General features: G+C 73.2%; 26 protein-coding genes. 19 read left to right on the top strand and 7 right to left on the bottom strand.

The genetic code is table 11. The features are described from left to right. The first annotated feature begins 16 nt into the window (after positions 1-16). From MKK70_RS24425 to MKK70_RS24400, 6 genes are all read left to right on the top strand, one after another. The gene (locus tag MKK70_RS24425; RefSeq protein WP_243950451.1) at positions 17-1132 is read left to right on the top strand and encodes an aldo/keto reductase; all 1116 of its coding nucleotides are present in this window, start codon (positions 17-19) and stop codon (positions 1130-1132) included. Positions 1133-1214: 82 nt separating this feature from the next. Then, positions 1215-1817, top strand: a complete 603-nt coding sequence (locus tag MKK70_RS24420; protein WP_243950449.1) for a HupE/UreJ family protein — start codon at positions 1215-1217, stop codon at positions 1815-1817. Positions 1818-1995: 178 nt separating this feature from the next. After that, a complete protein-coding gene (locus MKK70_RS24415) occupies positions 1996-2556 on the top strand; it encodes an iron transporter (RefSeq protein ID WP_405042906.1) in 561 nt (186 codons plus the stop codon). A 2-nt stretch (positions 2557-2558) separates the two neighbouring features. After that, a complete protein-coding gene (locus MKK70_RS24410) occupies positions 2559-2939 on the top strand; it encodes a cupredoxin domain-containing protein (RefSeq protein WP_243935714.1) in 381 nt (126 codons plus the stop codon). 3 nt (positions 2940-2942) lie between these two features. After that, entirely contained in the window at positions 2943-4346 is a 1404-nt protein-coding gene (locus MKK70_RS24405) for a 4Fe-4S binding protein (protein WP_243950447.1), read from the top strand. Between the two features lie 40 nt (positions 4347-4386). After that, positions 4387-5211 (top strand): FTR1 family protein, encoded by an 825-nt coding sequence (locus MKK70_RS24400; protein ID WP_147859047.1) that lies wholly within the window; start codon positions 4387-4389, stop codon positions 5209-5211. Positions 5212-5313: 102 nt separating this feature from the next. On the opposite strand, the gene rplS is transcribed toward MKK70_RS24400, so the two are convergent. Further along, the gene (rplS, locus tag MKK70_RS24395; RefSeq protein WP_147729513.1) at positions 5314-5709 is read right to left on the bottom strand and encodes a 50S ribosomal protein L19; all 396 of its coding nucleotides are present in this window, start codon (positions 5707-5709) and stop codon (positions 5314-5316) included. A gap of 284 nt (positions 5710-5993) precedes the next feature. Here rplS and MKK70_RS24390 point away from each other — a divergent pair, with 284 nt between their 5' ends. The 4 genes from MKK70_RS24390 (at position 5994) to MKK70_RS24375 (ending at position 8959) form a co-directional block, all read left to right on the top strand. Beyond that, positions 5994-6560, top strand: coding sequence for a NifU family protein (locus MKK70_RS24390; RefSeq protein WP_147729514.1), 567 nt, complete (start codon positions 5994-5996; stop codon positions 6558-6560). A gap of 189 nt (positions 6561-6749) precedes the next feature. Continuing rightward, positions 6750-7439 carry a tRNA (adenosine(37)-N6)-threonylcarbamoyltransferase complex dimerization subunit type 1 TsaB gene (gene tsaB, locus MKK70_RS24385; RefSeq protein ID WP_243950445.1) on the top strand — a complete coding sequence of 230 codons (690 nt, stop codon included), beginning with the start codon at positions 6750-6752 and terminating at the stop codon, positions 7437-7439. Between the two features lie 115 nt (positions 7440-7554). Next, entirely contained in the window at positions 7555-8076 is a 522-nt protein-coding gene (locus MKK70_RS24380) for a GNAT family N-acetyltransferase (RefSeq protein WP_147844003.1), read from the top strand. Between the two features lie 7 nt (positions 8077-8083). Then, entirely contained in the window at positions 8084-8959 is an 876-nt protein-coding gene (locus MKK70_RS24375; protein ID WP_243950443.1) for a lysophospholipid acyltransferase family protein, read from the top strand. Positions 8960-8965: 6 nt separating this feature from the next. Here MKK70_RS24375 and MKK70_RS24370 read toward each other — a convergent pair whose 3' ends face one another. Together MKK70_RS24370 and MKK70_RS24365 are read right to left on the bottom strand one after the other, a co-directional pair. Next, a complete protein-coding gene (locus MKK70_RS24370) occupies positions 8966-9265 on the bottom strand; it encodes an addiction module antidote protein (protein ID WP_147844005.1) in 300 nt (99 codons plus the stop codon). Then, positions 9262-9522: a type II toxin-antitoxin system RelE/ParE family toxin gene (locus tag MKK70_RS24365; protein ID WP_409567179.1), complete on the bottom strand. Its 261-nt coding sequence runs from the start codon at positions 9520-9522 to the stop codon at positions 9262-9264. The genes MKK70_RS24370 and MKK70_RS24365 overlap by 4 nt, the downstream gene beginning before the upstream one ends. 148 nt (positions 9523-9670) lie before the next feature. Between MKK70_RS24365 and miaB the strand changes: the two genes are divergently transcribed. The 7 genes from miaB to MKK70_RS24330 all read left to right on the top strand — a co-directional run bounded on the left by miaB (position 9671) and on the right by MKK70_RS24330 (position 17515). After that, positions 9671-11053, top strand: a complete 1383-nt coding sequence (miaB, locus tag MKK70_RS24360) for a tRNA (N6-isopentenyl adenosine(37)-C2)-methylthiotransferase MiaB (protein ID WP_147729193.1) — start codon at positions 9671-9673, stop codon at positions 11051-11053. Positions 11054-11123: 70 nt separating this feature from the next. Continuing rightward, positions 11124-12206 carry a PhoH family protein gene (locus MKK70_RS24355; protein ID WP_243950466.1) on the top strand — a complete coding sequence of 361 codons (1083 nt, stop codon included), beginning with the start codon at positions 11124-11126 and terminating at the stop codon, positions 12204-12206. Further along, the gene (gene ybeY / locus MKK70_RS24350; protein ID WP_243950441.1) at positions 12206-12712 is read left to right on the top strand and encodes an rRNA maturation RNase YbeY; all 507 of its coding nucleotides are present in this window, start codon (positions 12206-12208) and stop codon (positions 12710-12712) included. Before MKK70_RS24355 ends, ybeY begins: the two co-directional genes overlap by 1 nt. Before the next feature lie 36 nt (positions 12713-12748). Then, a complete protein-coding gene (locus tag MKK70_RS24345; protein WP_147859051.1) occupies positions 12749-13921 on the top strand; it encodes a CBS domain-containing protein in 1173 nt (390 codons plus the stop codon). Continuing rightward, on the top strand, positions 13918-15579 hold the full coding sequence (gene lnt / locus MKK70_RS24340; protein ID WP_409567177.1) for an apolipoprotein N-acyltransferase: 1662 nt from the start codon (positions 13918-13920) through the stop codon (positions 15577-15579). The genes MKK70_RS24345 and lnt overlap by 4 nt, the downstream gene beginning before the upstream one ends. After that, positions 15576-16769, top strand: a complete 1194-nt coding sequence (locus MKK70_RS24335; RefSeq protein WP_409566112.1) for an MFS transporter — start codon at positions 15576-15578, stop codon at positions 16767-16769. Before lnt ends, MKK70_RS24335 begins: the two co-directional genes overlap by 4 nt. Before the next feature lie 182 nt (positions 16770-16951). Next, positions 16952-17515, top strand: a complete 564-nt coding sequence (locus tag MKK70_RS24330; RefSeq protein ID WP_243950440.1) for a YgjV family protein — start codon at positions 16952-16954, stop codon at positions 17513-17515. Positions 17516-17572: 57 nt separating this feature from the next. On the opposite strand, the gene panD is transcribed toward MKK70_RS24330, so the two are convergent. Continuing rightward, positions 17573-18034 carry an aspartate 1-decarboxylase gene (gene panD / locus MKK70_RS24325; protein ID WP_147729911.1) on the bottom strand — a complete coding sequence of 154 codons (462 nt, stop codon included), beginning with the start codon at positions 18032-18034 and terminating at the stop codon, positions 17573-17575. A gap of 139 nt (positions 18035-18173) precedes the next feature. Beyond that, positions 18174-19604: an RsmB/NOP family class I SAM-dependent RNA methyltransferase gene (locus MKK70_RS24320; protein WP_243950438.1), complete on the bottom strand. Its 1431-nt coding sequence runs from the start codon at positions 19602-19604 to the stop codon at positions 18174-18176. A 78-nt stretch (positions 19605-19682) separates the two neighbouring features. Here MKK70_RS24320 and MKK70_RS24315 point away from each other — a divergent pair, with 78 nt between their 5' ends. Then, positions 19683-19934, top strand: coding sequence for a DUF1674 domain-containing protein (locus MKK70_RS24315; protein WP_147859053.1), 252 nt, complete (start codon positions 19683-19685; stop codon positions 19932-19934). A gap of 78 nt (positions 19935-20012) precedes the next feature. Then, positions 20013-20321 (top strand): cupin domain-containing protein, encoded by a 309-nt coding sequence (locus tag MKK70_RS24310; protein WP_147727237.1) that lies wholly within the window; start codon positions 20013-20015, stop codon positions 20319-20321. Between the two features lie 20 nt (positions 20322-20341). Here the strand turns inward: MKK70_RS24310 and MKK70_RS24305 are convergent, their stop codons facing one another. Beyond that, a complete protein-coding gene (locus tag MKK70_RS24305) occupies positions 20342-20857 on the bottom strand; it encodes a L,D-transpeptidase (protein WP_243950436.1) in 516 nt (171 codons plus the stop codon). A 173-nt stretch (positions 20858-21030) separates the two neighbouring features. Next, the gene (gene bluB / locus MKK70_RS24300) at positions 21031-21678 is read right to left on the bottom strand and encodes a 5,6-dimethylbenzimidazole synthase (RefSeq protein WP_147727235.1); all 648 of its coding nucleotides are present in this window, start codon (positions 21676-21678) and stop codon (positions 21031-21033) included. Between the last annotated feature and the right edge of the window lie 359 nt (positions 21679-22037).

The following is a 22037-nucleotide window of genomic DNA, read 5'->3' as shown; positions in this document are numbered from 1 at the left end:
AACTCAGGAGAATCCCATGGAACGCCGCAGCTTCCTTCAGAGCGCCGTCGTCGGCGCGGGCCTCGCCGCAGCCGGCGGCAGCACCGCCACCGCGGCCGTCGACCCGACGGCCCTGCCCGGCAACCGGCCGTCCGATCCCGCGAGCCTCCCCCTCGTCACCGATCCGGGTGAGCGCCGCGGCGAGATGCTCTATCGCGCCTTCGGACGCCATTCCGACAAGATCTCGGCCATCGGCATGGGCGGGTTCCACCTCGGCAAGAGCGCGGTGACGGACGACGAGGCGACGCGGCTGATCCACCAGGGGATCGAGCGCGGCATCACCTTCATGGACAATTGCTGGGACTACAACGAGGGCCGCTCCGAGCTGCGCATGGGCGCGGCGCTGCAGGAGGGCAGCCGGCGCGACAAGGTGTTCCTGATGTCCAAGATGGACGGGCGCACCAAGGAGGAGGCGATGAAGCAGATCGACGCCTCGCTGCACCGCCTGCGCACCGACCGGATCGACCTCGTCCAGCACCACGAGATCCTGCGCTACGACGACCCGGACCGGGTCTTCGCCGAGGGCGGCGCGATGGAGGCCTTCGTCGAGGCGAAGAAGGCGGGCAAGCTGCGCTACATCGGCTTCACCGGGCACAAGGACCCGCGCATCCATCTGCAGATGCTGGAGGTCGCCCACGAGCGCGGGTTCCAGTTCGATTCGGTGCAGATGCCGCTCAACGTCATGGACGCGCATTTCCGCTCGTTCGGCCACCTCGTCCTGCCCTACCTCGTGCAGAACGGCATCGCCGCGCTCGGCATGAAGACCTTCGGCGACGGCGTCATCCTGAAGAGCGACGCGCCGATCAAGCCGATCGAGTACCTGCATTTCGGCCTCAACCTGCCGGTCTCGGTGCTGATCACCGGCATCCAGAGCCAGCGCGACCTCGACCAGGCGTTCGAGGCGGTGAAGACCTTCCGGCCGATGGACAAGGCGGCGGTCGCCGAGCTGCTCGGGCGCAGCCGCCCCTACGCGCTCGAAGGCAAGTACGAGCTGTTCAAGACCAGCGCGACCTTCGACGGCACCGCCAAGAACGCGGCCTGGCTCGGGGAGGACGTCCCGGGGGTGAAGACCCTCGCCCCGACGATGGAGTGATTTTTGCCAGGGTGTCGGTGACCCCTGGCGCCCGCCGCCTATCCATCCGATGATCGACCCGACCAGACCGTCAGGACACCCCATGAAGCGTCTCGCCGCCCTCGCTCTTCCCGCCCTCGTCCTGCTGCCGCAGGCCGCGCTCGCCCATCCCGGCCACGGCGAGGCCGCGGGCCTCGTCCACGGCTTCCTGCACCCGGTGAGCGGAGCCGACCACGTCCTCGCCATGGTCGCGGTCGGGCTGCTGGCGGCCCTGCGCGGCGGCCGGGCCCTGTGGGCGCTGCCCGCGGCCTTCCTGGCGCTGATGGCGGCGGGCGCCGGGCTCGGCATGGCGGGCGTCGAGGTCTCCGGCCTCGGCCTGCCGGTGGCCGAGACCGGGATCGCCCTGTCGGTGGTCGCCTTCGGCCTCGCGGCCGCGTTCGGCCTCCGGCTTCCGGTCGCCGCGCTCGGCGCCCTCGTCGGCGGCTTTGCCGCGTTCCACGGCTATGCCCACGGCGCGGAGATGCCCGAGACCGCCTCCGGCCTCGTCTACAGCCTCGGGTTCCTCGCCGGCACCGCCCTGCTCCACGCCGCCGGCCTCGGCCTCGGCCTGGCGATCGCGGCCGGCACCCGCCGTACGGTCATGGCTCCCATGCTCGGCGGCGCGGTGGTCGCCTCCGGCGTCGTGCTGCTCGCAGGGCATTTCTAAGTCGAGACCTCCGGCGGGGCAGGCACCCGCCGGAGTTCGAGCTTCCGAGATCTATGATTCATCTTTCAAACCGGCTGATTTCCACCAACCTGGACTGTATAGTTCCCAGTTTGGAACGATTATGATTTGAGCATGTGACGAACAAGCCTCTTCCAATTTCGGCGCGGCCGGGTATGCGATGCATCCCATGCGCGCGCTCCGTCTCACCCTCCCCCTGCTCGCCGGCCTGGCCGGCCTCACCGCCTCCGCGGTCGCCAAGGAGATCCCCGTCGGGCCCCACGTGACCCAGAACGGTCTCGAGGTCGCGGCGGTGTACCTGCAGCCGATCGAGATGGACCCGCCCGACATGATGCGCGCGGCGGCGCAGTCCGACCTGCACCTCGAGGCCGACATCCGCGCCGCCAAGGACAACCGCAACGGCTTCGCCGAGGGCGACTTCGTGCCGTCGCTGACCGTGACCTTCGAGGTGGTGAAGCTCGACGGCGACAAGCCCACCGACCAGAAGGTCTCGGGGCCGCTGATGGGCATGGTCGCCAACGACGGCCCGCATTACGGCGACAACGTCAAGCTGTTCGGGCCGGGCCGCTACCGCCTCAAGCTCACCGTGGCGCCCCCCGGCCCGCACGCCCATTTCGGCCGCCACGTCGACAAGGAGACCGGGGTGGCCGAGTGGTTCAAACCGTTCGACATCACCCAGGACTTCACCTTCGCCGGCATCGGCAAGAAGGGCGCGTACTGAGGATGCGGGCCGCGACCGGTCTTCCCGCCCGCTGGGCGCTGCTCGCCCTCGCACCGCTTCTCCTGGCGCCGCTTCTCCTGGCGCCTCGGGCCGCGCGCGCCGACGACATGCCGGTGATCAAGGTCGAGATGAAGGACGGCGTGATCCTGCCCGCGATCATCGAGGTTCCGGCCAAGACCCGCTTCAAGCTGGAGATCTCGAACACCGGAACCTCGCCGGTGGAGTTCGAGAGCCTCGAGCTGAAGCGCGAAAAGGCGCTCGCCGCCGGCTCGACCTCGTCGATCATCTTCCGCACCCTCGATCCTGGCAGCTACGACGTCTTCGACGACTTCCATCCGGAGGCGAAGGCGACGCTGGTGGCCAAGGACTCGGTGGCGAAGTAGCCGGTGGCCGGCGCGACCCTCAGCCCCGGCCGGGAGGCCTGGATCGACGGACGCCTCGCCGACTTCGGCGACTGGCTCCGCCGGCACGGCGGCGTGCTGCGCACCATCCAGTGGGCGGTGGTCGGCATCTACGTCGTGCTCGTGGCCGTGCCCGCCTTCCTGCCGCTGCCCGACCGCGGCGCCCATCTCTGGTCGAACCTGACGCTGGCGGCGCAATTCGCGTTCTGGGGCATCTGGTGGCCGTTCGTGCTGCTCAGCATGGTCATCGCCGGGCGCGCCTGGTGCGGGGTGCTGTGCCCCGAAGGCACGCTCACCGAGTTCGCCAGCCGGTGGAGCCTCGGCCGCGCCGTGCCGCGCTGGATCACCTGGGGCGGGTGGCCGTTCCTGGCGTTCGCCGGCACCACGGTCTACGGCCAGATGGTCAGCGTCTACGGCTACCCGAAGCCGGTGCTCGCCGTGCTCGGCGGCTCGACCGTGGCGGCGATCCTCGTCGGCGCCGTGTACGGGCGCAACAAGCGGGTGTGGTGCCGCTACCTCTGCCCGGTCAACGGCGTGTTCGTGGTGCTCTCCAAGCTCGCGCCGGTGAGCTTCCAGGTCGACGGCGCCGCCTGGAGCGCCTCGCCGAAGCCGAAGCCGGGGCAAGGCTTCAACTGCGCGCCCCTCGTGGCGGTGAAGACCATGCGCGGCTCGGGCGCCTGCCACATGTGCGGGCGCTGCAGCGGCTATCGCGGCGCCGTGCGGCTGGCCCGCCGTTCGCCCAACCACGAGATCGTGCACGTGGCCGGCGACGAGCCCTCCCTCGACCAGACCGTGCTGATCCTGTTCGGCATGATGGGCCTCGCCGTCGGCGCGTTCCAGTGGTCGTCGAGCCCCTGGTACATCGACGGCAAGCAGTGGCTCGCCACCTGGCTGATCGAGCGCGGCGTCACCTGGCCGCTGGAGACCTCGGCGCCGTGGTTCGTGCTGACGAACTACCCCGAGCACAACGACGTGCTCACCCTCCTCGACGGCGCGATGCTGCTCGCCTACATCGCCGCCGCCTGCCTCGGCATCGGGCTCGCGCTGACCGGCCTGGTCGCGCTCGCGACCCGTGCGGGCGGGCCGTGGTCCACCGCCCGCTTCCACCACCTGACGCAGGCGCTGATCCCGATCGCCGGCTGCGGCGTCTTCCTCGGCCTCTCGGCGCTCACGGTCACCTTCCTGCGCGGCGAGGGCTTCGTCCTGCCCTTCGTCGACGAGGTCCGCGCCGGCCTACTCGGCGGGGCCAGCCTGTGGAGCCTCTGGCTGGCCTGGCGGATCGCCGGCCTGTCGGCCGGCGGCCCGCGCCGGGTCGCCACCACCCTGTGCATCGGTGCCGCCGCGGGCCTCGCGGTGGCGAACTGGGCGCTTCTGTTCTGGATCTGGTAGCGCGCGAGCGCCCCATCAACGCGAAAGCCGGGATATCCGCATGATCGGAGCCTTCGTCATCGCCTTCCGCGAGGTCATCGAGGCGGGCCTCATCATCTCGATCGTGCTGGCGGCCACTCGCGGCATTCCCGGGCGCGGCCGCTGGGTCGCGCTCGGCATCGTCGGGGGCCTGGCCGGCGCCGCCCTCGTCGCGCTGTTCGCCGAGAAGATCTCGGACGCGTTCGAGGGCGCGGGGCAGGACCTGCTCAACGCCGCCGTGCTCATCGTCGCCGTGCTGATGCTGGTCTGGCACAACACCTGGATGGCGGCCCACGGGCGCGAGCTCGCGGGCGAGCTGCGGGCGGCGGGCGAGGCCGTCCGCTCCGGGCAGCGCACCGCGGCGGCGCTGGCGCTGGTCGTCGGCGCGGCGATCCTGCGCGAGGGCGCGGAGCTGGTGCTGTTCCTCTACGGCCTCGTCGCCTCGGGGGCGTCGGGGGCCGACCTGCAGGCCGGGGCGCTCGCCGGCGTCGGCGCGGGCGCCCTGCTCTCGGGCATCAGCTATTTCGGCCTCGCCGCGATCCCGAGCCGCTACGTGTTCTCGGTGACGAGCGCGCTGATCATCTTCCTCGCCGCCGGCCTCGCGGCGCAGGCGGCGCAGTTCCTGTCGAACGCCGGCATCGTCACCGGGCTCGACCAGATCCTGTGGAACTCGTCCGGCCTGATCCCGGAGAACGGCTGGCCGGGCCGCGTGCTGCACGCGCTCGTCGGCTACACCGACCGCCCGACCGCGCTCCAGGGCATCGTCTACGTCGGCACGATCCTGGTGATGGTCGGGCTGATGCAGGTGACCGCCTCGAGCAAGCGCCGGGCCCTGCGCACCGCCTGAGCGCCTCGGCCGGCACGCAACAGCGGCAACGAAAAGCCCGCCGCGATCGGATCGCGGCGGGCTTTTCTCGTCGCGTCCGCTCCCCGTACGGGGAGGCGCGGACTACTCGGCGGCGGCCGGCGCGGCCTTCGCCTTGCCCTTGTTCTTGTCGGTGCGCTCGGCGATGCGGGCGGACTTACCGCGGCGATCGCGCAGGTAGTACAGCTTGGCCCGGCGCACCTTGCCGCGGCGCACCACCTTGATCGAATCGATCAGCGGGCCGTGGACCGGGAACAGGCGCTCGACGCCCTCGCCGTAGGAGATCTTGCGGACGGTGAAGCTCTCGTTGAGGCCGCCGCCGGAGCGCGCGATCACCACGCCCTCGTAGGCCTGGACGCGGGTGCGCTCGCCTTCCTTGACCTTGACGTTCACGATCACCGTGTCGCCGGGCTGGAAGTCGGGGATGGTCTTGTTCAGTCGAGCGACTTCTTCCTGCTCGAGCTGCTGGATGATGTTCATGAATAGCTCCGGCCGTCGCGCCGCGCTGCCCCGGATGGGCTTGCGGGCGTCAGGATTTCGGCATCCTGTTTTGAGTTGGCGCCGCGATACACCAAGCCCACGCGCTTGTCGATTGCCGGCCGCGCCCGTCGATTGCCGGCGGCGATTGCCCATTGCCGGCGGGGCCCGTCGATTGCCCGCGCCGGTTGAGAAAATCCGGTCCGCGGTCCACATGGAGGATGGCGCGAGACGCGCCGTTCCCGCCCGGCCTTGAACCGGCGCAGCGGACGAGGATCCTGTCAGACATGTTCATCCAGACCGAAGCGACCCCGAACCCCGCCACCCTGAAGTTCCTGCCCGGCCGGGTGGTGCTGCAGGAGGGCACCTTCGAGGCCAAGGACGCGGACGGCGCCGCCCGCTCGCCCCTGGCGCAGCGCCTGTTCGACGTGCCCGGCGTCGCCGGCGTGTATTTCGGCCACGACTTCATCTCGGTGACCAAGGCCGACGGCGTCGACGAGTGGCCGCAGGTCAAGCCGGCCCTTCTGGGCGCGATCATGGAGCACTTCCAGTCCGGCGCGCCGGTGATGGCGGAAGGCTCCGCGCAGGCCGACGACGACGCCGAGGAATTCTACGACGCCGCCGACCACGACACCGTGGTGACGATCAAGGACCTGCTCGAGACCCGCGTGCGCCCGGCCGTGGCGGGCGACGGCGGCGACATCACCTTCCGCGGCTACAAGGAAGGCGTCGTCTACCTGGAGATGAAGGGCGCCTGCTCCGGCTGCCCGTCCTCGACCGCGACGCTCCGGCACGGCGTGCAGAACCTGTTCAAGCACTTCCTGCCCGAGATCCGGGAAGTCCAGGCGGTCTGAGACCGGCGCTTCGAAATCGCGGCGCTTCGGGTGCGCGCCCAGCCGGCACCCGAAGCGCCTTTGCAACACCTTCTCCCGAACCGCGCGCCGACGGCCGCCCCGCACTGACGGGCGCGGCCGTTTTGGCTTAGGCTCGCGGCTTCCTTCAGAGGGCGGACGGGAGCGAAGCCCCGGCGAACGGGAGTGGGCGTGCATATCCTGGCCATCGACACGGCACTCGAGCTCTGCTCGGCCTGCGTCGCGACCGAGGCGGCCGACGGGTCCGTCGATCTGCTCGCGCAGGAATCCATGACGCTCGCCCGCGGCCATGCCGAGGCGCTGCTGCCGCTGGTCGAGCGGGTGATGGCCCGGTTCGCAGCCGGGTTCGAGGGCCTGTCCCGCGTCGCCGTCACCGTCGGCCCCGGCAGCTACACCGGCCTGCGCGTCGGCCTGTCGGCGGCCCGCGCCGTCGGCCTCGCCGCCGGCATTCCCGTGGTCGGGGTCACCACCCTCTCGGCGCTGCTGGCGCCGCAGCTGGCGCTGAACGGCGACGGCCTGGTCGCCGCCGCGATCGATGCCCGCCACGGTGCGGTCTACCTCCAGGCGATGAGCGCGGGCGACGGCATCGTCGTGCCGCCGACGCACCTGCGCCTCGAGGAGGCCGCCGACCGGCTCGGGGCCGGCCCCGTCACCCTCGTCGGCTCCGGTGCCGCCCTCCTGGCCGCCGTGCTCCGGGCCCGCGGGATCGCGGTCGACGTCGCGGGCGCCGGCGGGCCCGACATCGCCTGGGTCGCCTCGCTCGGCCTGGTCGCCGACCCGGCCCAGGCCCTGCCCCGGCCGATGTACCTGCGCGGGGCCGACGCCCAGCCGCAGGACCACGCGCGGATCGCCCGCCGATGACACGCAAGCCTCATCGCTCGGACCGTTCCAGCGGCCTTCGGCCGCCGGCAAGCGCGAAGGCGCGCCGCCGATGCGGCGGATCGCCCGCGATGCGGCGGCATCGAGGGCCACAGGCATGAGCCGCCCGGTCTCGCCCTTCTGGCCGCTGGAATGGTGGCTCGCCTGGTGGGAGGCCTGGGGCCCCGAGCCCTACGTCGCGCCCTTGCGCGAGGCCGACCAGGCGCGCACGCTCGCCCGGCTCCACGCCACCGCCTTCGCGCGGCCCTGGGACGCGCACGAGTTCGAGCGGATGCTGTGCGAGCGCGCGACGCAGGGGCACGCCCTGTGGCGGGCCGGCGCGATGCAGGGCTTCATCCTGTCCCGCAAGGTCGCCGACGAGGCCGAGATCCTCACCGTCGTGCTGGCGCCCTCCGCCCGCGGCGGCGGCCTGAGCCATCGGCTGCTGCGCGAGCATCTCGGGCACCTGGCGCTGATCGGCGTCGCGCAGGTCCACCTGGAGGTCGACGAGGGCAATGCGCCCGCGCTCAAGCTCTACGCCCGGCACGGGTTCACCCGGGTGGGCACGCGGACCGGCTACTACGCGCAGGCCGACGGCAGCCGCGCGACCGCGCTCACCATGCGCGCCGACCTGACGTGAGCGCCCGGTGACGCGCGTCGGGGTGGCCCTGCGCCTGGTCGTCTGCGCGCTGGCCTTCGCGCTGCTCGCCGGTCCGCACTGGCTGGCCCTGCGCTTCGGCGAGCGCCGCGGATGGGGCCTCGCGCCGGCGCTGTTCCACCGGGTGTTCCTGGCCCTGTTCTCGGTGCGCGTGACGCAGAGCGGCACCCCGCCCCGCCCCGGCGAGGCCGCGCTGGTGCTCGCCAACCACGTCTCCTGGCTCGACATCATCGCCGTCGGCTCGCTGCGGCCGCTCTCCTTCGTGGCGAAGTCCGAGATCGCCGGCTGGCCGGTGATCGGCACGCTCGCCGCCCTCCAGCGCACGGTGTTCATCGACCGGGCGCGGCGCGGCGCGACCGCGACCGTCAACGCCGCGATCGGCGACCGGCTGGCGCGGGGCGAGCTCGTGGTGCTGTTCGCCGAGGGCACCACCGGCGACGGCACCCGCCTGCTGCCGTTCCGCTCCTCGCTCGTCGGCGCGGCGCGGGCCGCGATCCAGGCGCGAGGGGCCGACGGCGGCCTCGACCGCATCCGCCTGCAGCCCCTGGCGATCACCTATCCGCGCCGCAACGGCCTGCCCGTGGGCCGGGCCGAGCGCCCCGAGATCGCGTGGTACGGCGACATGGACCTCGCCCCCCATCTCGCCCTGTTCTTCGAGCGCGGGCCGATCGACGTCCACGTGGTCTGGGGCCAGCCGATCGCCTTCGAGGCCGGCACCGACCGCAAGGCCGTCACGGCCCAGGCGGAGGCCGCCGTCCGCGCCGCGATGAAGGGCCCGGGGGCGATGCAGGGCCACGCGGGGGTGCCGGGCCACGCGCCCGCCCGGCTGCTGCCGGGCCTCACGGACGGCACGGCGGCGGCCTGAATCCCGTCAGGCCGGTTCGGGCGCGTGCGGCACGGTCGCCGTCAGCCGCAGGTTCATCGCCCTCAGGACGCGCACCGTCGTATCGAGGCTCGGATTGCCCTCCTCGGAGAGGGCCTTGTACAGGCTCTCGCGCGACAGGCCGGAGGTGCGGGCGATCCGCGTCATGCCGCGGGCGCGGGCGGCGACGCCGAGCGCGTGGCGGAAGAGCGCCGTGTCTCCTTCCTCGAAGGCCGCGGTGAGGTATTCCGCCAGCGCCTCGTCGGTCTCGAGATAGTCTGCCGAATCGTAGGGCTGCGTCTCGGTCATCCGCCGTCTCCATCCTTCAGATCTGCGGCCAGCGCCCTGGCCCGCACGATATCCCGTTGCTGGCTGCCCTTGTCTCCGCCGCAGAGCAGAACGATCAGGGCTTCGCCGCGACGGATGAAGTACAGTCGGTAGCCAGGTCCGTAATCGATGCGCATCTCGCTCACCCCGGAGCCGACCGGCTTCGCGTCGCCGGCATTGCCCAGAGCGAGACGGTCGATCCGGATCGCGATCCGCGCCTTGGCACGCGGATCCCGCAAGGCGCCGAGCCAAGCATCGAAATCAGCCGTGCGTCGGGCCGGAATCCTAAATGTTCGTATTCTATAGGATACGGACTGGCAAGCGCTCAGACCGGGCCGCGACGGCGGGCCGGATCTATGATAGAGGCGTGCCGCCTCGGCCGCAGAGATGTTCGCGCGCCGTATCCCAAGGAACCCGGGACCCGACGCGGTGTCGAAAAAAGCCTTCGTCAAATCCTACGGCTGCCAGATGAACGCCTACGACGCCGCCCGCATGGCGGACGTCCTGGCCGAGCAGGGGTTCTCCGCCACCGACGCCGTCGAGGAGGCGGACGTGGTGGTGCTCAACACCTGCCACATCCGCGAGAAGGCGGCCGAGAAGGTCTATTCCGAGCTCGGCCGGCTGCGCGTGCTCAAGGACGCGCGGAAGCTCGAAGGCCGCGACACCCGCATCGTCGTCGCCGGCTGCGTCGCGCAGGCGGAAGGCTCCGAGATCCTGCACCGCGCGCCCGTGGTGGACGTGGTCGTCGGGCCGCAGAGCTACCATCGGCTGCCGGACCTGCTCGCCCGCTCGCATGCCAGGCGCGTGGTCGACACCGAATTCCCCGTCGAGGACAAGTTCGACCACCTGCCGGCGCGCCGCACCGCGGGCGTCTCCGCCTTCCTCACGGTGCAGGAGGGCTGCGACAAGTTCTGCGCGTTCTGCGTGGTGCCCTACACCCGCGGCGCCGAGGTCTCGCGTTCCGTCGCCGCCGTCGTCGCGGAGGCGGAGAAGCTCGCCGCCGGCGGGGTCCGCGAGATCGGCCTCGTCGGCCAGAACGTGAACGCCTATCACGGGCTCGGGGCCGACGGCGGCGCGGCGACGCTGGCCGACCTGATCCGCGCGGTGGCGCGCGTGCCGGGCATCGCGCGGATCCGCTACACCACGAGCCACCCCAACGACATGGGCGACGACCTGATCGCGGCCCATGCCGAGATCCCGGCGCTGATGCCCTACCTGCACCTTCCGGTGCAGTCGGGCTCCGACCGGATCCTGTCCGCGATGAACCGGCGCCACACCGGCGACGCCTACCGGCGGATCATCGACCGCGTCCGCAGGGCCCGCCCCGACATCGCCCTGTCCTCGGACTTCATCGTCGGCTTTCCCGGCGAGACCGACGCCGAGTTCGCCGACACGATGCGGCTCGTCTCCGACATCGGGTTCGAGAGCGCCTATTCCTTCAAGTACAGCCCGCGCCCCGGCACGCCGGCCGCCGAGCGCAGCGACGCGGTCCCGGAGGACGTGATGACCGGCCGCCTGCACGCGCTGCAGGCGCTGCTCGACGCGCAGCGCCACGCGTTCCAGCGCGCGGCGGTGGGGCAGGTGGTCGAGGTCCTGGTCGAGAAGGCCGGCCGCAGGCCCGGCCAGGTCGCGGGCAAGACGCCGCACCTGCTCGCCGTTCAGTTCGACGCCCCCACCTCCCGTATCGGGCAGGTCGTGCCCGTGCGCATCGTCGAGGCGGGGACCAACAGCCTGTTCGGCGCGGCGATCGAGGCCGCGGCGGCCGCGTAGGGCGGCGGGCCGGGCGATGAAGGGAGTGTTCGTGGCGTCATTCGACGGAACGGCCGGGCGCAGCGGCCCCTTGCGCGGGCGCGGGCCCGCCGCGCGGCCGCTCGGCCCGGGCTTCGGCCACGACGAGCCGGTCGAGGTCTCGCTGACCTTCGACGACAACCGCCTCGCGAGCCTCGTCTTCGGCCAGTACGACCAGAACGTCGCGCATATCGAGCGGCGGCTGGAGGTGACGGCCACCGCGCTGGGCAACCACGTCGTGCTCAAGGGCTCGCCGGACGCGACCGAGCGTGCCCGCCGGGTGTTCGAGAAGCTCTACGCCCGCGCCCGGACCGGCGGCAGCGCCCTGACGCTCGGCGACGTCGACGGCGCGATCCAGGAGGCCACCGTCCAGGGCCAGCTGTTCCCGGCGGCCGCCATCGCCGCCGAGCCGGACCGGCCGCATTTCGAGCAGATCGCCACGCGCAAGCGCGGCGCGGTCCGCGCCCGGAACGCGGCACAGGACGCCTACATCAAGGCCCTGCGCGCCAACGAGCTCGTCTTCGCCGAGGGTCCGGCCGGCACCGGCAAGACCTGGCTCGCCGTCGGCCACGCGGTCTCGCTGCTGGAGCAGGGCCACGCCGAGCGGCTGATCCTCTCGCGCCCGGCGGTCGAGGCCGGCGAGCGCCTCGGCTTCCTCCCCGGCGACATGCGCGACAAGGTCGACCCGTACCTGCGCCCGATCTACGACGCGCTCTACGACTTCATGGAGGCGCGCCACGTCGACCGCGGCCTGCAGACCGGGGTGATCGAGATCGCGCCGCTGGCCTTCATGCGCGGGCGCACGCTTACCAACGCGATCGTGCTGCTGGACGAGGCGCAGAACACCACCTCGATGCAGATGAAGATGTTCCTGACCCGGCTCGGCGAGAACTCGCGGATGATCGTCACCGGCGATCCCTCCCAGGTCGACCTGCCGCCGGGGCAGAAGTCGGGGCTGGTCGAGGCGGTGCGGGTGCTCGACGGCGTCGAGGGCATCGGCCGCATCACCTTCCGGGACAAGGACGTGGTCCGCCACGACCTCGTGCGCCGCATCGTCACCGCCTACGAGGGCGCGGCCCACGGCGAGGCGGATGCCGACCGCAACCCGAACCCGCGGCGGCGGCCGCTCGCGTGATGGGGCACGCGATCGACATGGTGGTCGAGGTGGCGATCGAGGACGAACGCTGGAGCGGCGCGGTCCCCGACCTCGAAGCCTTCGTGATTCGCGCCGTCGAGGCCGGTCTCGCCGCGGCCCCCGAGCCGCCCGCCGGCCCGGTCGAGGTCAGCGTCCTGCTCGCCGACGACGCCACCGTGCAGGCGCTCAACTGGACCTGGCGGGGCAAGGACCGGCCCACCAACGTGCTGTCGTTTCCGTCCTCGCCGCAGCCCGCCCATGCCGGCGTCGCGGTGCCGCTCGGCGACGTCGTTCTTGCGTACGACACGTTGGTGCGCGAAAGTGCCGAGCAGTCGAAGCCGCTCGTCCACCACCTCGCGCATCTCCTGGTTCATGGCACCCTCCACCTGCTCGGTCAGGACCACGAGACCGGCGACGCGGACGCGGAGGCCATGGAGGCCCTGGAGGTCGCGGCGCTCGCGACCCTCGGCGTGCCCGACCCTTACGCGGACTCCGCGGCCGGCTGAGCGACGACGTCCCAACCGATCCCAGACACGAGAGACATGACCCACGATCGAAGTCGCGGCGCGGCCCAGGCCGCGCTCAGTTCCAACGAGGCGGAATCGGGTGCGCGCGAGCCCTGGTACGACCGCCTCCTCCAGGTGCTGCACCTGAAACCGCGCGATTCGCTGCGCGGCGACATCGAAGAGGCCCTGGCCGAGCCCGATTCGGGCGAGAACGCGTTCTCGCCGCTCGAGCGCGCCATGCTCAAGAACGTCCTCGGGCTGCACAAGGTGCGCGTCGACGACGTGATGATCCCGCGGGCCGACATCGTCGCGGTCTCGGTCGAGACCAGCCTCGGCGACCTGCTGAAGCTGTTCCGCACCGCCGGCCATTCCCGCCTGCCGGTCTACGGCGAGACGCTCGACGACCCGCGCGGCATGGTCCACATCCGCGACTTCGTGGACCACATCGCCGCGCGGGCCGAGGCCGCCCCGCGCCGCAGCGCCGCGGCCGCCGCCAACGGCGCGACGCCCGCCCCCGCCGAGGCCGAGGCGGCCAAGGATGCGCTGAAGGACGCGCAGAAGCCCGCCCCGCGGGTGCGCCGGGCGCCCGCCCGCGCCCTGCGCACGCTCAACCTCGGCAACGTCGACCTCACCGCGACGCTCGCCTCCACCCGCATCCAGCGGCCGGTGCTGTTCGTGCCGCCCTCGATGCCGGCGATCGACCTGCTGGTGCGGATGCAGGCGACCCGCACCCACATGGCGCTCGTCATCGACGAGTACGGCGGCACCGACGGGCTGATCTCGATCGAGGACCTGATCGAGATGGTGGTCGGCGACATCGAGGACGAGCACGACGTGGTCGAGGGCCGCCTCGTCCAGCGCCTCGAGGGCGAGGCCGAGGTGTTCGTGGCCGATGCCCGTGCGCCGCTGGCGGAGGTCTCCGAGGCCACCGGCGTCGACCTCGTCGCGGCGGTGGGCGAGATGGCCGAGGAGATCGACACGATCGGCGGCATGATCGTGACGCTGGCCGGCCGCGTGCCCTCGCGCGGCGAGCTCATCGCCGGCCCCGGCGACCTCGAGTTCGAGGTGCTCGACGCCGACCCGCGCCGCCTCAAGCGCCTGCGCTTCCAGCGCGGGCCCGCACGCATCGCGGCCTCCGCCGTGCCGCTCGCCCTGCCCCCGCCCGCCGCGCCCCCTGCCGTCAACGCGATCGAGACGCCCGCACCGTGACGCCGGCTCCCGAAGCGCCCCCAGCAGCCACGCTGCCGGGCGGCGCGGCCGCGCGCCTGGCCAACGGCGTCATGCTGCTGCGCGGCTGGCGCCGGCTCGCCCTGAGCTTCCTCGCCGGCAGCGTCGGCGCGCTGGCGATGCCGCCCTTCGGCCTCCTGCCCGCGCTGGCCGTGTCCCTCGTCGTCGCGGTCTGGCTGGTGGACGGGGCGGCGGGCTCGCGCAGCACGGTCGCCGCCCGGCTCCGCCCCTGCGCGCTGGTCGGCTGGGCCTGGGGCTTCGGCTACCTGTTCGCCGGGCTGTGGTGGCTCGGCTCGGCCTTCCTCGTGGAGGCCGACGAGTTCCTGTGGGCGCTGCCGCTCGGCGTCGTCGGCCTGCCGCTGGCGCTCGGGCTGTTCTACGCCGCGGGCTTCGCCGTCGCCGGCCTGCTCTGGGTCCGCGGCCCGGCGCGCATCGCCGGCCTCGCCTTCGGGCTGGCGGGCGCCGAGTGGGTGCGCGGGCACGTCTTCACCGGCTTCCCCTGGAACACCCTCGGCATGGCGCTCGGCCAGAACCTCTGGCTGATGCAGTCGGCCTCCCTCGTCGGGCTCTACGGCCTGACGCTGCTCGCCGTCCTCGTCTGCGCCGCGCCGGCGACGCTCGCCACCGGCTCGCATCCGCGCAGCCGCCTCGGCCCGACGGCCGCCGCCGCGATCGTGCTGGCCGCCATGGCGCTCCACGGCGCGGAGCGGGTCGGGCCCGATCCCGACCCCACCGTCGCCGGGGTGCGCCTGCGGCTGGTGCAGCCGAACTTGCCTCAGGACGCGAAGTTCCGCCCCGAGAACCGGCAGGACATCGTCGACCGCTACGTCGAGCTGAGCCGGCGCCCGCCGGAGGCCGGCGAGGCGGCGCCGACGCACATCCTCTGGCCGGAATCGGCCTTCCCGTTCCTGATCCAGCGCGATCCCGCGGCGATGGCGCAGGTCGGCGCCGGGCTGGAGCCCGGCCAGCACCTGATCACCGGCGCGGCCCGCGCCGAGGAGCCGCTGCCCGGCGAGCGCCTGCGCTACTTCAACGCGATCATGGCGATCGAGCCCGGCGGCCGCATCGTCGACAGCTACGACAAGGTCCACCTCGTGCCGTTCGGCGAGTACCTGCCCGCGCCCCTCGACGCGGCCCTGCGGGCGGTGGGCCTGCGCCAGTTCGTGGCCGTGCCGGGCGGCTTCTCGGCCGGGACGCTCGCCGGCCAGCGCATCCTCAACGTGCCGGGCCTGCCGCCGGTGGCGGCGACGATCTGCTACGAGGCGATCTTCCCCGGCGCGATCCTGCCGGCCGGCGCCACCGCCGCCGATCGGCCCCCCGGCCTGATCCTGAACGTGACCAACGACGCCTGGTTCGGCGACACGCCTGGCCCGCGCCAGCACCTGGCGCAGGCCCGCCTGCGCGCCGTCGAGGAGGGCCTGCCGCTGGTGCGCGACGCCAACACCGGGATCTCGGCGGTGATCGACGCGCACGGGCGCGTCGTCGCGCAGCTGCCGATCGAGCAGGAGGCGGTGCTCGATGCCGACCTGCCCGTCCGCATCCTCGGCGGCACCCTCTACGGCCGGGCCGGCGACTGGCCCTTCGCGGCGATGCTCGCCGCCTGCCTCGCGGGCGCCCTCCGGGCCCGGCGGCTCGCGTGAGGGCGGCGCGGCGCATCCCGCCCCTCCTGCTGACCTGCGGCCTGATGGCGGTGGCGTTCAACCTGCGCCCGGCGCTGAGCACCGTCGGGCCGCTGCTCTCGTCCATCCGCGCGGCGACGGGTCTCTCCGCGGCGGGGGCCGCGGTGCTGACCACCCTCCCCGTCCTCTGCCTCGGCCTCGCCTGCGCGCTGACGCCGCTGATCCTGCGACGGCTCGGCGCCGACCGCGGCGTGCTCCTCGGCATCGTCGTGGTCGCGGCCGGCCTGGCCCTGCGCGGCCTCGGCGGTGTCGCGGCGCTGTTCGCCGGCACCGCGGTCGCCGCCTTCGGCATCGGGCTCGCCAACGTGCTGCTGCCGGCCGTGGTCAAGCGCGACTTCCCCGGCCGCGCCGGGGCGATGACCGGGCTCTACACCATGACGCTCTGCCTCGGGGCCGCCGCCGGCGCCGGCCTCGCGGTGCCGCTGGAGCAGGCGATCGGCCGGGGCTGGCCGCTGGCGCTCGCGGTCTGGGCGCTGCCGGCGGTCGTCGCCGCCCTCGCCTGGGCACCGTTGAGCCGGGCCGTGCCGGAGCGGTCGTCGGCGGCCGCGCCGGGCCGGCTCCTGCGCGATCCGCTGGCCTGGCAGGTCACCGCCTTCATGGGCCTGCAATCCTCGCTCGCCTACGTGCTGTTCGGCTGGCTGCCGGCGATCCTGCAGGGGCGCGGGCTCCCGGCGCTGGATGCCGGCCTCGTCGCCTCGGTGGTGACGCTGCATCAGGCGCCGGGCGCCCTCGTCGTGGCGATGCTGGCCGCGCGCGTGCGCGACCAGCGCGGCTGGATCGTCGCGGTGCTGGCCGCGACGCTGACCGGCTTCCTCGTCCTCGCCTTCGGACCGGAGAGCCTGCGGTTCCCCGCCTCCGGGCTCCTCGGCCTCGGCATCGGCGGCTGCTTCGGGCTGGGCTTGAGCCTCCTCGTCCTGCGCACCCGCGACGCCGCCTCGGCCGGCGCCCTCTCGGCGATGGCGCAGGGGATCGGCTACGTCTTCGCCTCGCTCGGCCCCCTCGGCTTCGGCCTCGCCCACGACGCCACCGACGGCTGGGTCCTCCCGGCCGCCCTGTTCGCGACGATCATCGCGGCGGCGGGCGTCGCCGGGATGGGCGCCGGGCGCGACCGGGCGGTCGGCGCGGCGGCCCGAGCCGCCGGCACGGCGTAGAGGCTTCCGGCCCCCGTCGGAGGGTCCCGCCCGCGCCGCCCCACGCGGTGATCTGCGGTTGCGCCGCAGCGACGGGGGCGGGCACCCGAAATGCCCGTTAACCGACCGGTTACCATGACGACCTAGCGCCTGCCGCCAGTGCGGCGCGCTTCCGCGCCGACCGGGCGCGGACCATGACCCTGATGACGTTGGCCCTGAGCGGATGGGCCGCGGCGAAGCCGCATCTCGACCTCTTCGGAACCCTCGGCCTGCTGCTCGGCTTCGCCGCCGGGATCCTGCCGCATCGGCGCGGGATGCTTCTCGCCTCGGCCGGATGCGCCGCCGCCTTCGGCCTGCACTACCTGCATCTCGGCGCGCTCACCGGCACGGCGATGTGCGCCATCGCCCTGCTGCAGAACCTCGTCTCGGCGCAGGCGATCGGGCCCGCGGGCCGTGCCGCCTGGGTGGCACCACTCTTCGCCGCGACGACGCTGGTCGCCGCCGGGACGACGCTGGCGACCTGGTCCGGCTGGCCGTCGGCCTGCGCCGGGCTCGGCGCCCTCCTGGCGACGGCTGCCCGCCTCCAGGGCGATCCGCAGGGCATGCGGCGCCTCTTCCTCGGCGCCAGCCTGTGCTGGGCCGTCCACAACGGCCTCGTCGGCTCGGTCTTCGGGCTCACCTGCGACCTGCTGACCCTGTCGGGGCTGGCCCTGTCGCTGGTCCGGCATCAGCGGCGCCCGGCGCCGCGGGCGCTCCCCGCCACCTGAGGCCGCGCCGCGGCGGGCGACGCCGCTTCCCTCCTCCGTCCCGAGGGGGCGCGACGCTCACGCCACGCGGATGTGGGTCGCCACCCGCGGCGGCTCCTCGGCGCCCGTCTCCGCTTCGAGGATGCGCATGTCGAGCCGGCCCTCGTCGTCGCGGAATACGTCGTAGACGACCCGGTCGACCACGGCGTTGCCGTCGCCGAAGATCAGCACGCGCGGCTTGTGGGCGATCACGTCGTCGACGCCGCCGTAGCTCGCCGAGGCAATGATGACCTCGTCGCCGACCTGGCAGGTGCGGGCGGCGGCGCCGTTCAGGACGCAGCAGCGCGAGCCGGCGGGGCCGTACAGCACGTAGGTGCTGATCCGCGCCCCCGACATCTTGTTCCAGATCTCGACGAATTCGAGCGGATCGAGCCCCGCCTCGCGGCAGAGGTCGGCATCGAGCGTGATCGAGCCGTGATAGTTCAGGTCGGCGCCCGTCACGCGGATGCCGTGCAGCTTGGCCCGAACGAAGCTCTGCATCATGCTCCCCCGAGCCGGGCGACGTCGGCCCGGCGATGCGCGGCCGCACCTCCGAGTCGGGGCGGTCGCGTCGCGCTTCCTACGGCGGCGCATGCCTGCGTGGCAATCGGCCGGTCGGGACGCTCCCCTGCCCCCCGCGCTACCCCTTGTGCCGCAGCCGGCTCGCGAAGAAGCCGTCGAGGCCGCCGCGCCGGCTGTCCGAGCCTTCGAGGTCGGCCGGGAGCGTGCGCAGGTCGCCGTCGGCGTTGATCACGCCGTCGAGGCCGCCGACCTCGTCCGCCCGCACCGGCACCCGCTCGAACGCGGCGTTGCGCTTCAGGAAGGCGGCGACCTGGCGCTCGCCCTCCTCCCGCTCCAGCGAGCAGGTGCAGTAGACGAGGCGCCCGCCCGGCCGCACCAGGGTCGCGGCCTTGTCGAGCAGGCGCGCCTGGAGGAGGTGCAGGCGGATCAGGTCGGATTCGGTCTTGGTCCAGGCGACGTCCGGATGGCGGCGGATCGTGCCGGTGGCCGAGCACGGCGCGTCGAGCAGCACCGCGTCGAACGGCTTTGGGGGCTCGAAGGCGAGCGCGTCGCCGACGACCACCTCGGCGGTCAGCCCGAGCCGGGCGAGGTTTTCGGACAAGCGCTCCAGGCGCGGGGCCGAACGGTCCAGCGCGGTCACCACGGCGCCCCGGCTCGCGAGCTGCGCGGTCTTGCCGCCCGGCGCGGCGCAGAGGTCGGCGATGCGCTCGCCGGGCTGCGCGCCGAGGAGCCGCGCGGGGATCGCGGCGGCGGCATCCTGCACCCACCACGCGCCATCGGCGAAGCCGGGAAGCTCGGAGACCGGCACCCGCAGGTCGCCGAGCCGGAGCGAGCCGGTGGGCAGCGCCGCCGCGCCGAGGCGCTCGGCCCAGTCGCCGGCCTCGCCCTTCAGCGTCAGGTCGATCGCGGCGCCGGCCAGGTGCGCGCGGGCGATGGCGGCGGCTTTCTCCGGCCCGTAGGCCTCGCGCCAGCGCGCGGCCAGCCAATCCGGGGTGTTGGCCTCGAGCGGGTCGTCGCATTCGGCCAGGATCGCCTCGCGCTCGCGCACGACCCGGCGCAGCACCGCGTTGACGAGGCCGGCGAGATGCCGCGCCTGCGGATCGGCCTTGGCCAGGCGCACCGCGAGGTCGACCGCGGCATGGTCGGGAACGGCGAGGTCGAGGATCTGGGCGGCGCCGGTGGCGAGCAGCGCGACGAGGCGCGGCTTGTCCTCGGGCAGGCCCTGCTCCATCCGCGCGGCGAGCGCGCGCCGGAGGAAGCCGAGGCGGCGGAAGGTGACCGTGGCGATGGCCCGCGCCAGACCGGCATCGCCGGCGTCGAGCCCCGCGACGCGGGACGCCTGGGCCAGCGCATCCTCCAGGGCGAGGGCGCGGTTCTTGCCCAGCAGGTCGGCGACGACGGCGTGCGCCACCCGGCGCGCGGCGAGGCCGGCGACGTCCGCCTCGACCGCCTCCGGTGCGGATTTCGGCGGCGATTTCGGCCCCGGGCGCGGACCCTTGGTCGCGCCCGCCGCCCGCGCCGGCCCGGACGCGTTGCGCCCTCTGCCCATGGATGCCACTTCTCGAAAGACCCTTCGTGCCGGCGTGCTGCCGCCGGACCCCGATGCCCTCCCACTTGAGCGAGTCCGATGCAAGGTGAAACCAGCCGCGACGGGACCGACGAAGCCCGGACCGAACACGTCGAGGACGGCGGCGGGACCGCCCCCCGTCCCCTCACCCCGGCGGCCGCGCGCGCCCTGGCGGAGGCGGCCGAGCGCCGCAGGGCGATCGACGCGCGGGCCGCCGCGGTCTCGGCCGCCCCCGAGCGCCTCGGGCGCGGCGGCCTGGAGCCGGTCCGCTACGACGACTGGGAGGTGAAGGGGCTCGCCGTCGACTTCTGACGTCGCGCCTCGCCGGCCGGAACGACCGTGCCGGCCCGCTGTTGGGCTCGCGAAGCATACGGCGAGACAAGGGACCCGATGGCGACCAAGGTATCGAGCAAGGATGCGCCGAGCGGCGCCGACGGCGAGATCGCGCTCGCGAAGGGCGCGCTGGTCGCCATGCGGATGTGGCGCGACGAGCCGCCGACCGACGACAAGCCGAGCACCACCTCGGAGCACGAGACCGTGGGCTACGTGATCGCCGGCCGGGCCAAGCTGGTGCTCGAGGACCGGACGGTCGCACTGGAGCCCGGCGATTCCTACTGCGTGCCGGCCGGCATCGCGCACACCTACCACATCCTGGAGACCTTCACGGCGATCGAGGCGACGGCCCCGCCCGCCGCCTGATCCCGCGGGCTCCGGGGCGTTCAGCGCGTCACGTAGACCGGGGTGCCGACCGAGACGCGGTCGTAGAGGTCGACCACGTCCTGGTTGTACATCCGGATGCAGCCGTAGGAGGCCCAGGTGCCGACCGAGCTCGGGCGGTTGGTGCCGTGGATGGCGTATTCGCCGCCCGACAGCGTCATCGCGGCGGCGCCCATCGGGTTGTGCGGCGAGCCGCCGGCGATCAGGTTCGGCAGGCGCGGGTTGTCGCGCTTGACCTCGCTCGGCGGCGACCATGCCGGCTGCACGTACTTGCCGTCGATCGACTTGGTGCCGAACCACTGCTTGCCCGGCTTGCCGACCGCGACGGGGTAGCGGATCGCGGTTCCGTCGCCGTTCACGAGGTAGAGCCGGCGCTGCGAGACGCTGATCACCACCGAGCCCGGCATCACCCCGTCCGAGAACGGCACCACCTCGCGTGCCAGGGCCGGCGCCCCCGCGACGAGACCGGCCAGCAGCGCGCCGCCGAGGCTCGTGGACACGTACTTCCTGACCGACATCTTGGGATCTTCCTGCAAAGCGTGACCGTTCGCTGCAGCAATAATCCACGGCCAAGCTCGGCGTTCCAGCTCATCCTGCGACGACTGCGGGCTTGCTCACCGTCTTCGGGGAAGACGGTAAAAAGCGCCGGGCTTCATCGTGATAAAGGCGATCGTCCGTCGAAAGACCTGCTTTACCGCTCGATCAGATCCAGCGCCGTCGCGTCCTGGGCCTGCCAGCCGTGGCGGACGAGCTCGGGGTCGGCATGCTCCTCGACGGGCCAGCCGACGCAGAGGTAGGCGACGAGGTGCCAGCTGCCCGGCACGTCCAGCAGCGCCGCGATGCGCGCCGGCTCGAGGATCGAGACCCATCCGGTGCCGAGGCCGCGGGCGCGGGCGGCGAGCCAGAAGGTCTGCACGGCGCCGACCACGGAGTAGCGCAGCATCTCCGGCATGGTCGCGCGACCGAGGCCGTGGCCCGCCTCGGTCGCCTCGTCGCAGAAGACGGCCAGGTGCACCGGCGCTTCGCGCAGGCCCGCGAGCTTCAGGGCGCGATACTGCGCCTGGCGGGCGTCGGCGTAGCGCAGGGCCGCATCGGCGTTGCAGCGCTCGAAGCTCGCGACCACGCCGGCGCGGCGCTCGGGGTCGGCGACGCGCACGAAGCGCCACGGCTGGCTGTTGCCGACGGAAGGGCTGCGATGGGCCGCCGCCAGGCTCTGGCGGAGCAGGGCCTCGTCCACCGGGTCGGGCCGGAAGCGGCGCACGTCGCGGCGCCACGCGAACAGGTCGTCGAGCGCCTGCCGGAAGTCGTCGTCGAAGCGGGGCGGGCGGGGGTCGGTCATGGTCGGTCCGCCTCATAGCGGGTTTTGCGCCTTCCCGCTGCCCGTGGGCCCGGGGAGATCGAACGGGCCGGGCGGGCACAAAAAAAGGCCGCCCTCGCGGGCGGCCTGAAGTCCTTGGGTCTCGAAACCTCTGGGATGTCGCGTCGTGGGATCCGGTGACGCCCGAGGGCTGGGGAGCTCGGGATTCGGGCGTCGACGGGCACGACCCGACGAGGGTTCGGCCTTCGTTGTCGCGCCGCAACGCGGCTCGGGAAAGGCGTGATCGGGGCGAAAGCGCGGCATTTGTTTCTTGGGCGTGTCCCGTCCGCAACGAATCGGATCGCCGCCGCGGGACTCTTGCGGGCCGGCCACCCGAGGCC

The organism is Methylobacterium sp. E-041, assembly GCF_022829665.1.
Classification (GTDB): Bacteria; Pseudomonadota; Alphaproteobacteria; order Rhizobiales; family Beijerinckiaceae; genus Methylobacterium.
This window is presented reverse-complemented; position numbering and strand designations above follow the sequence as displayed.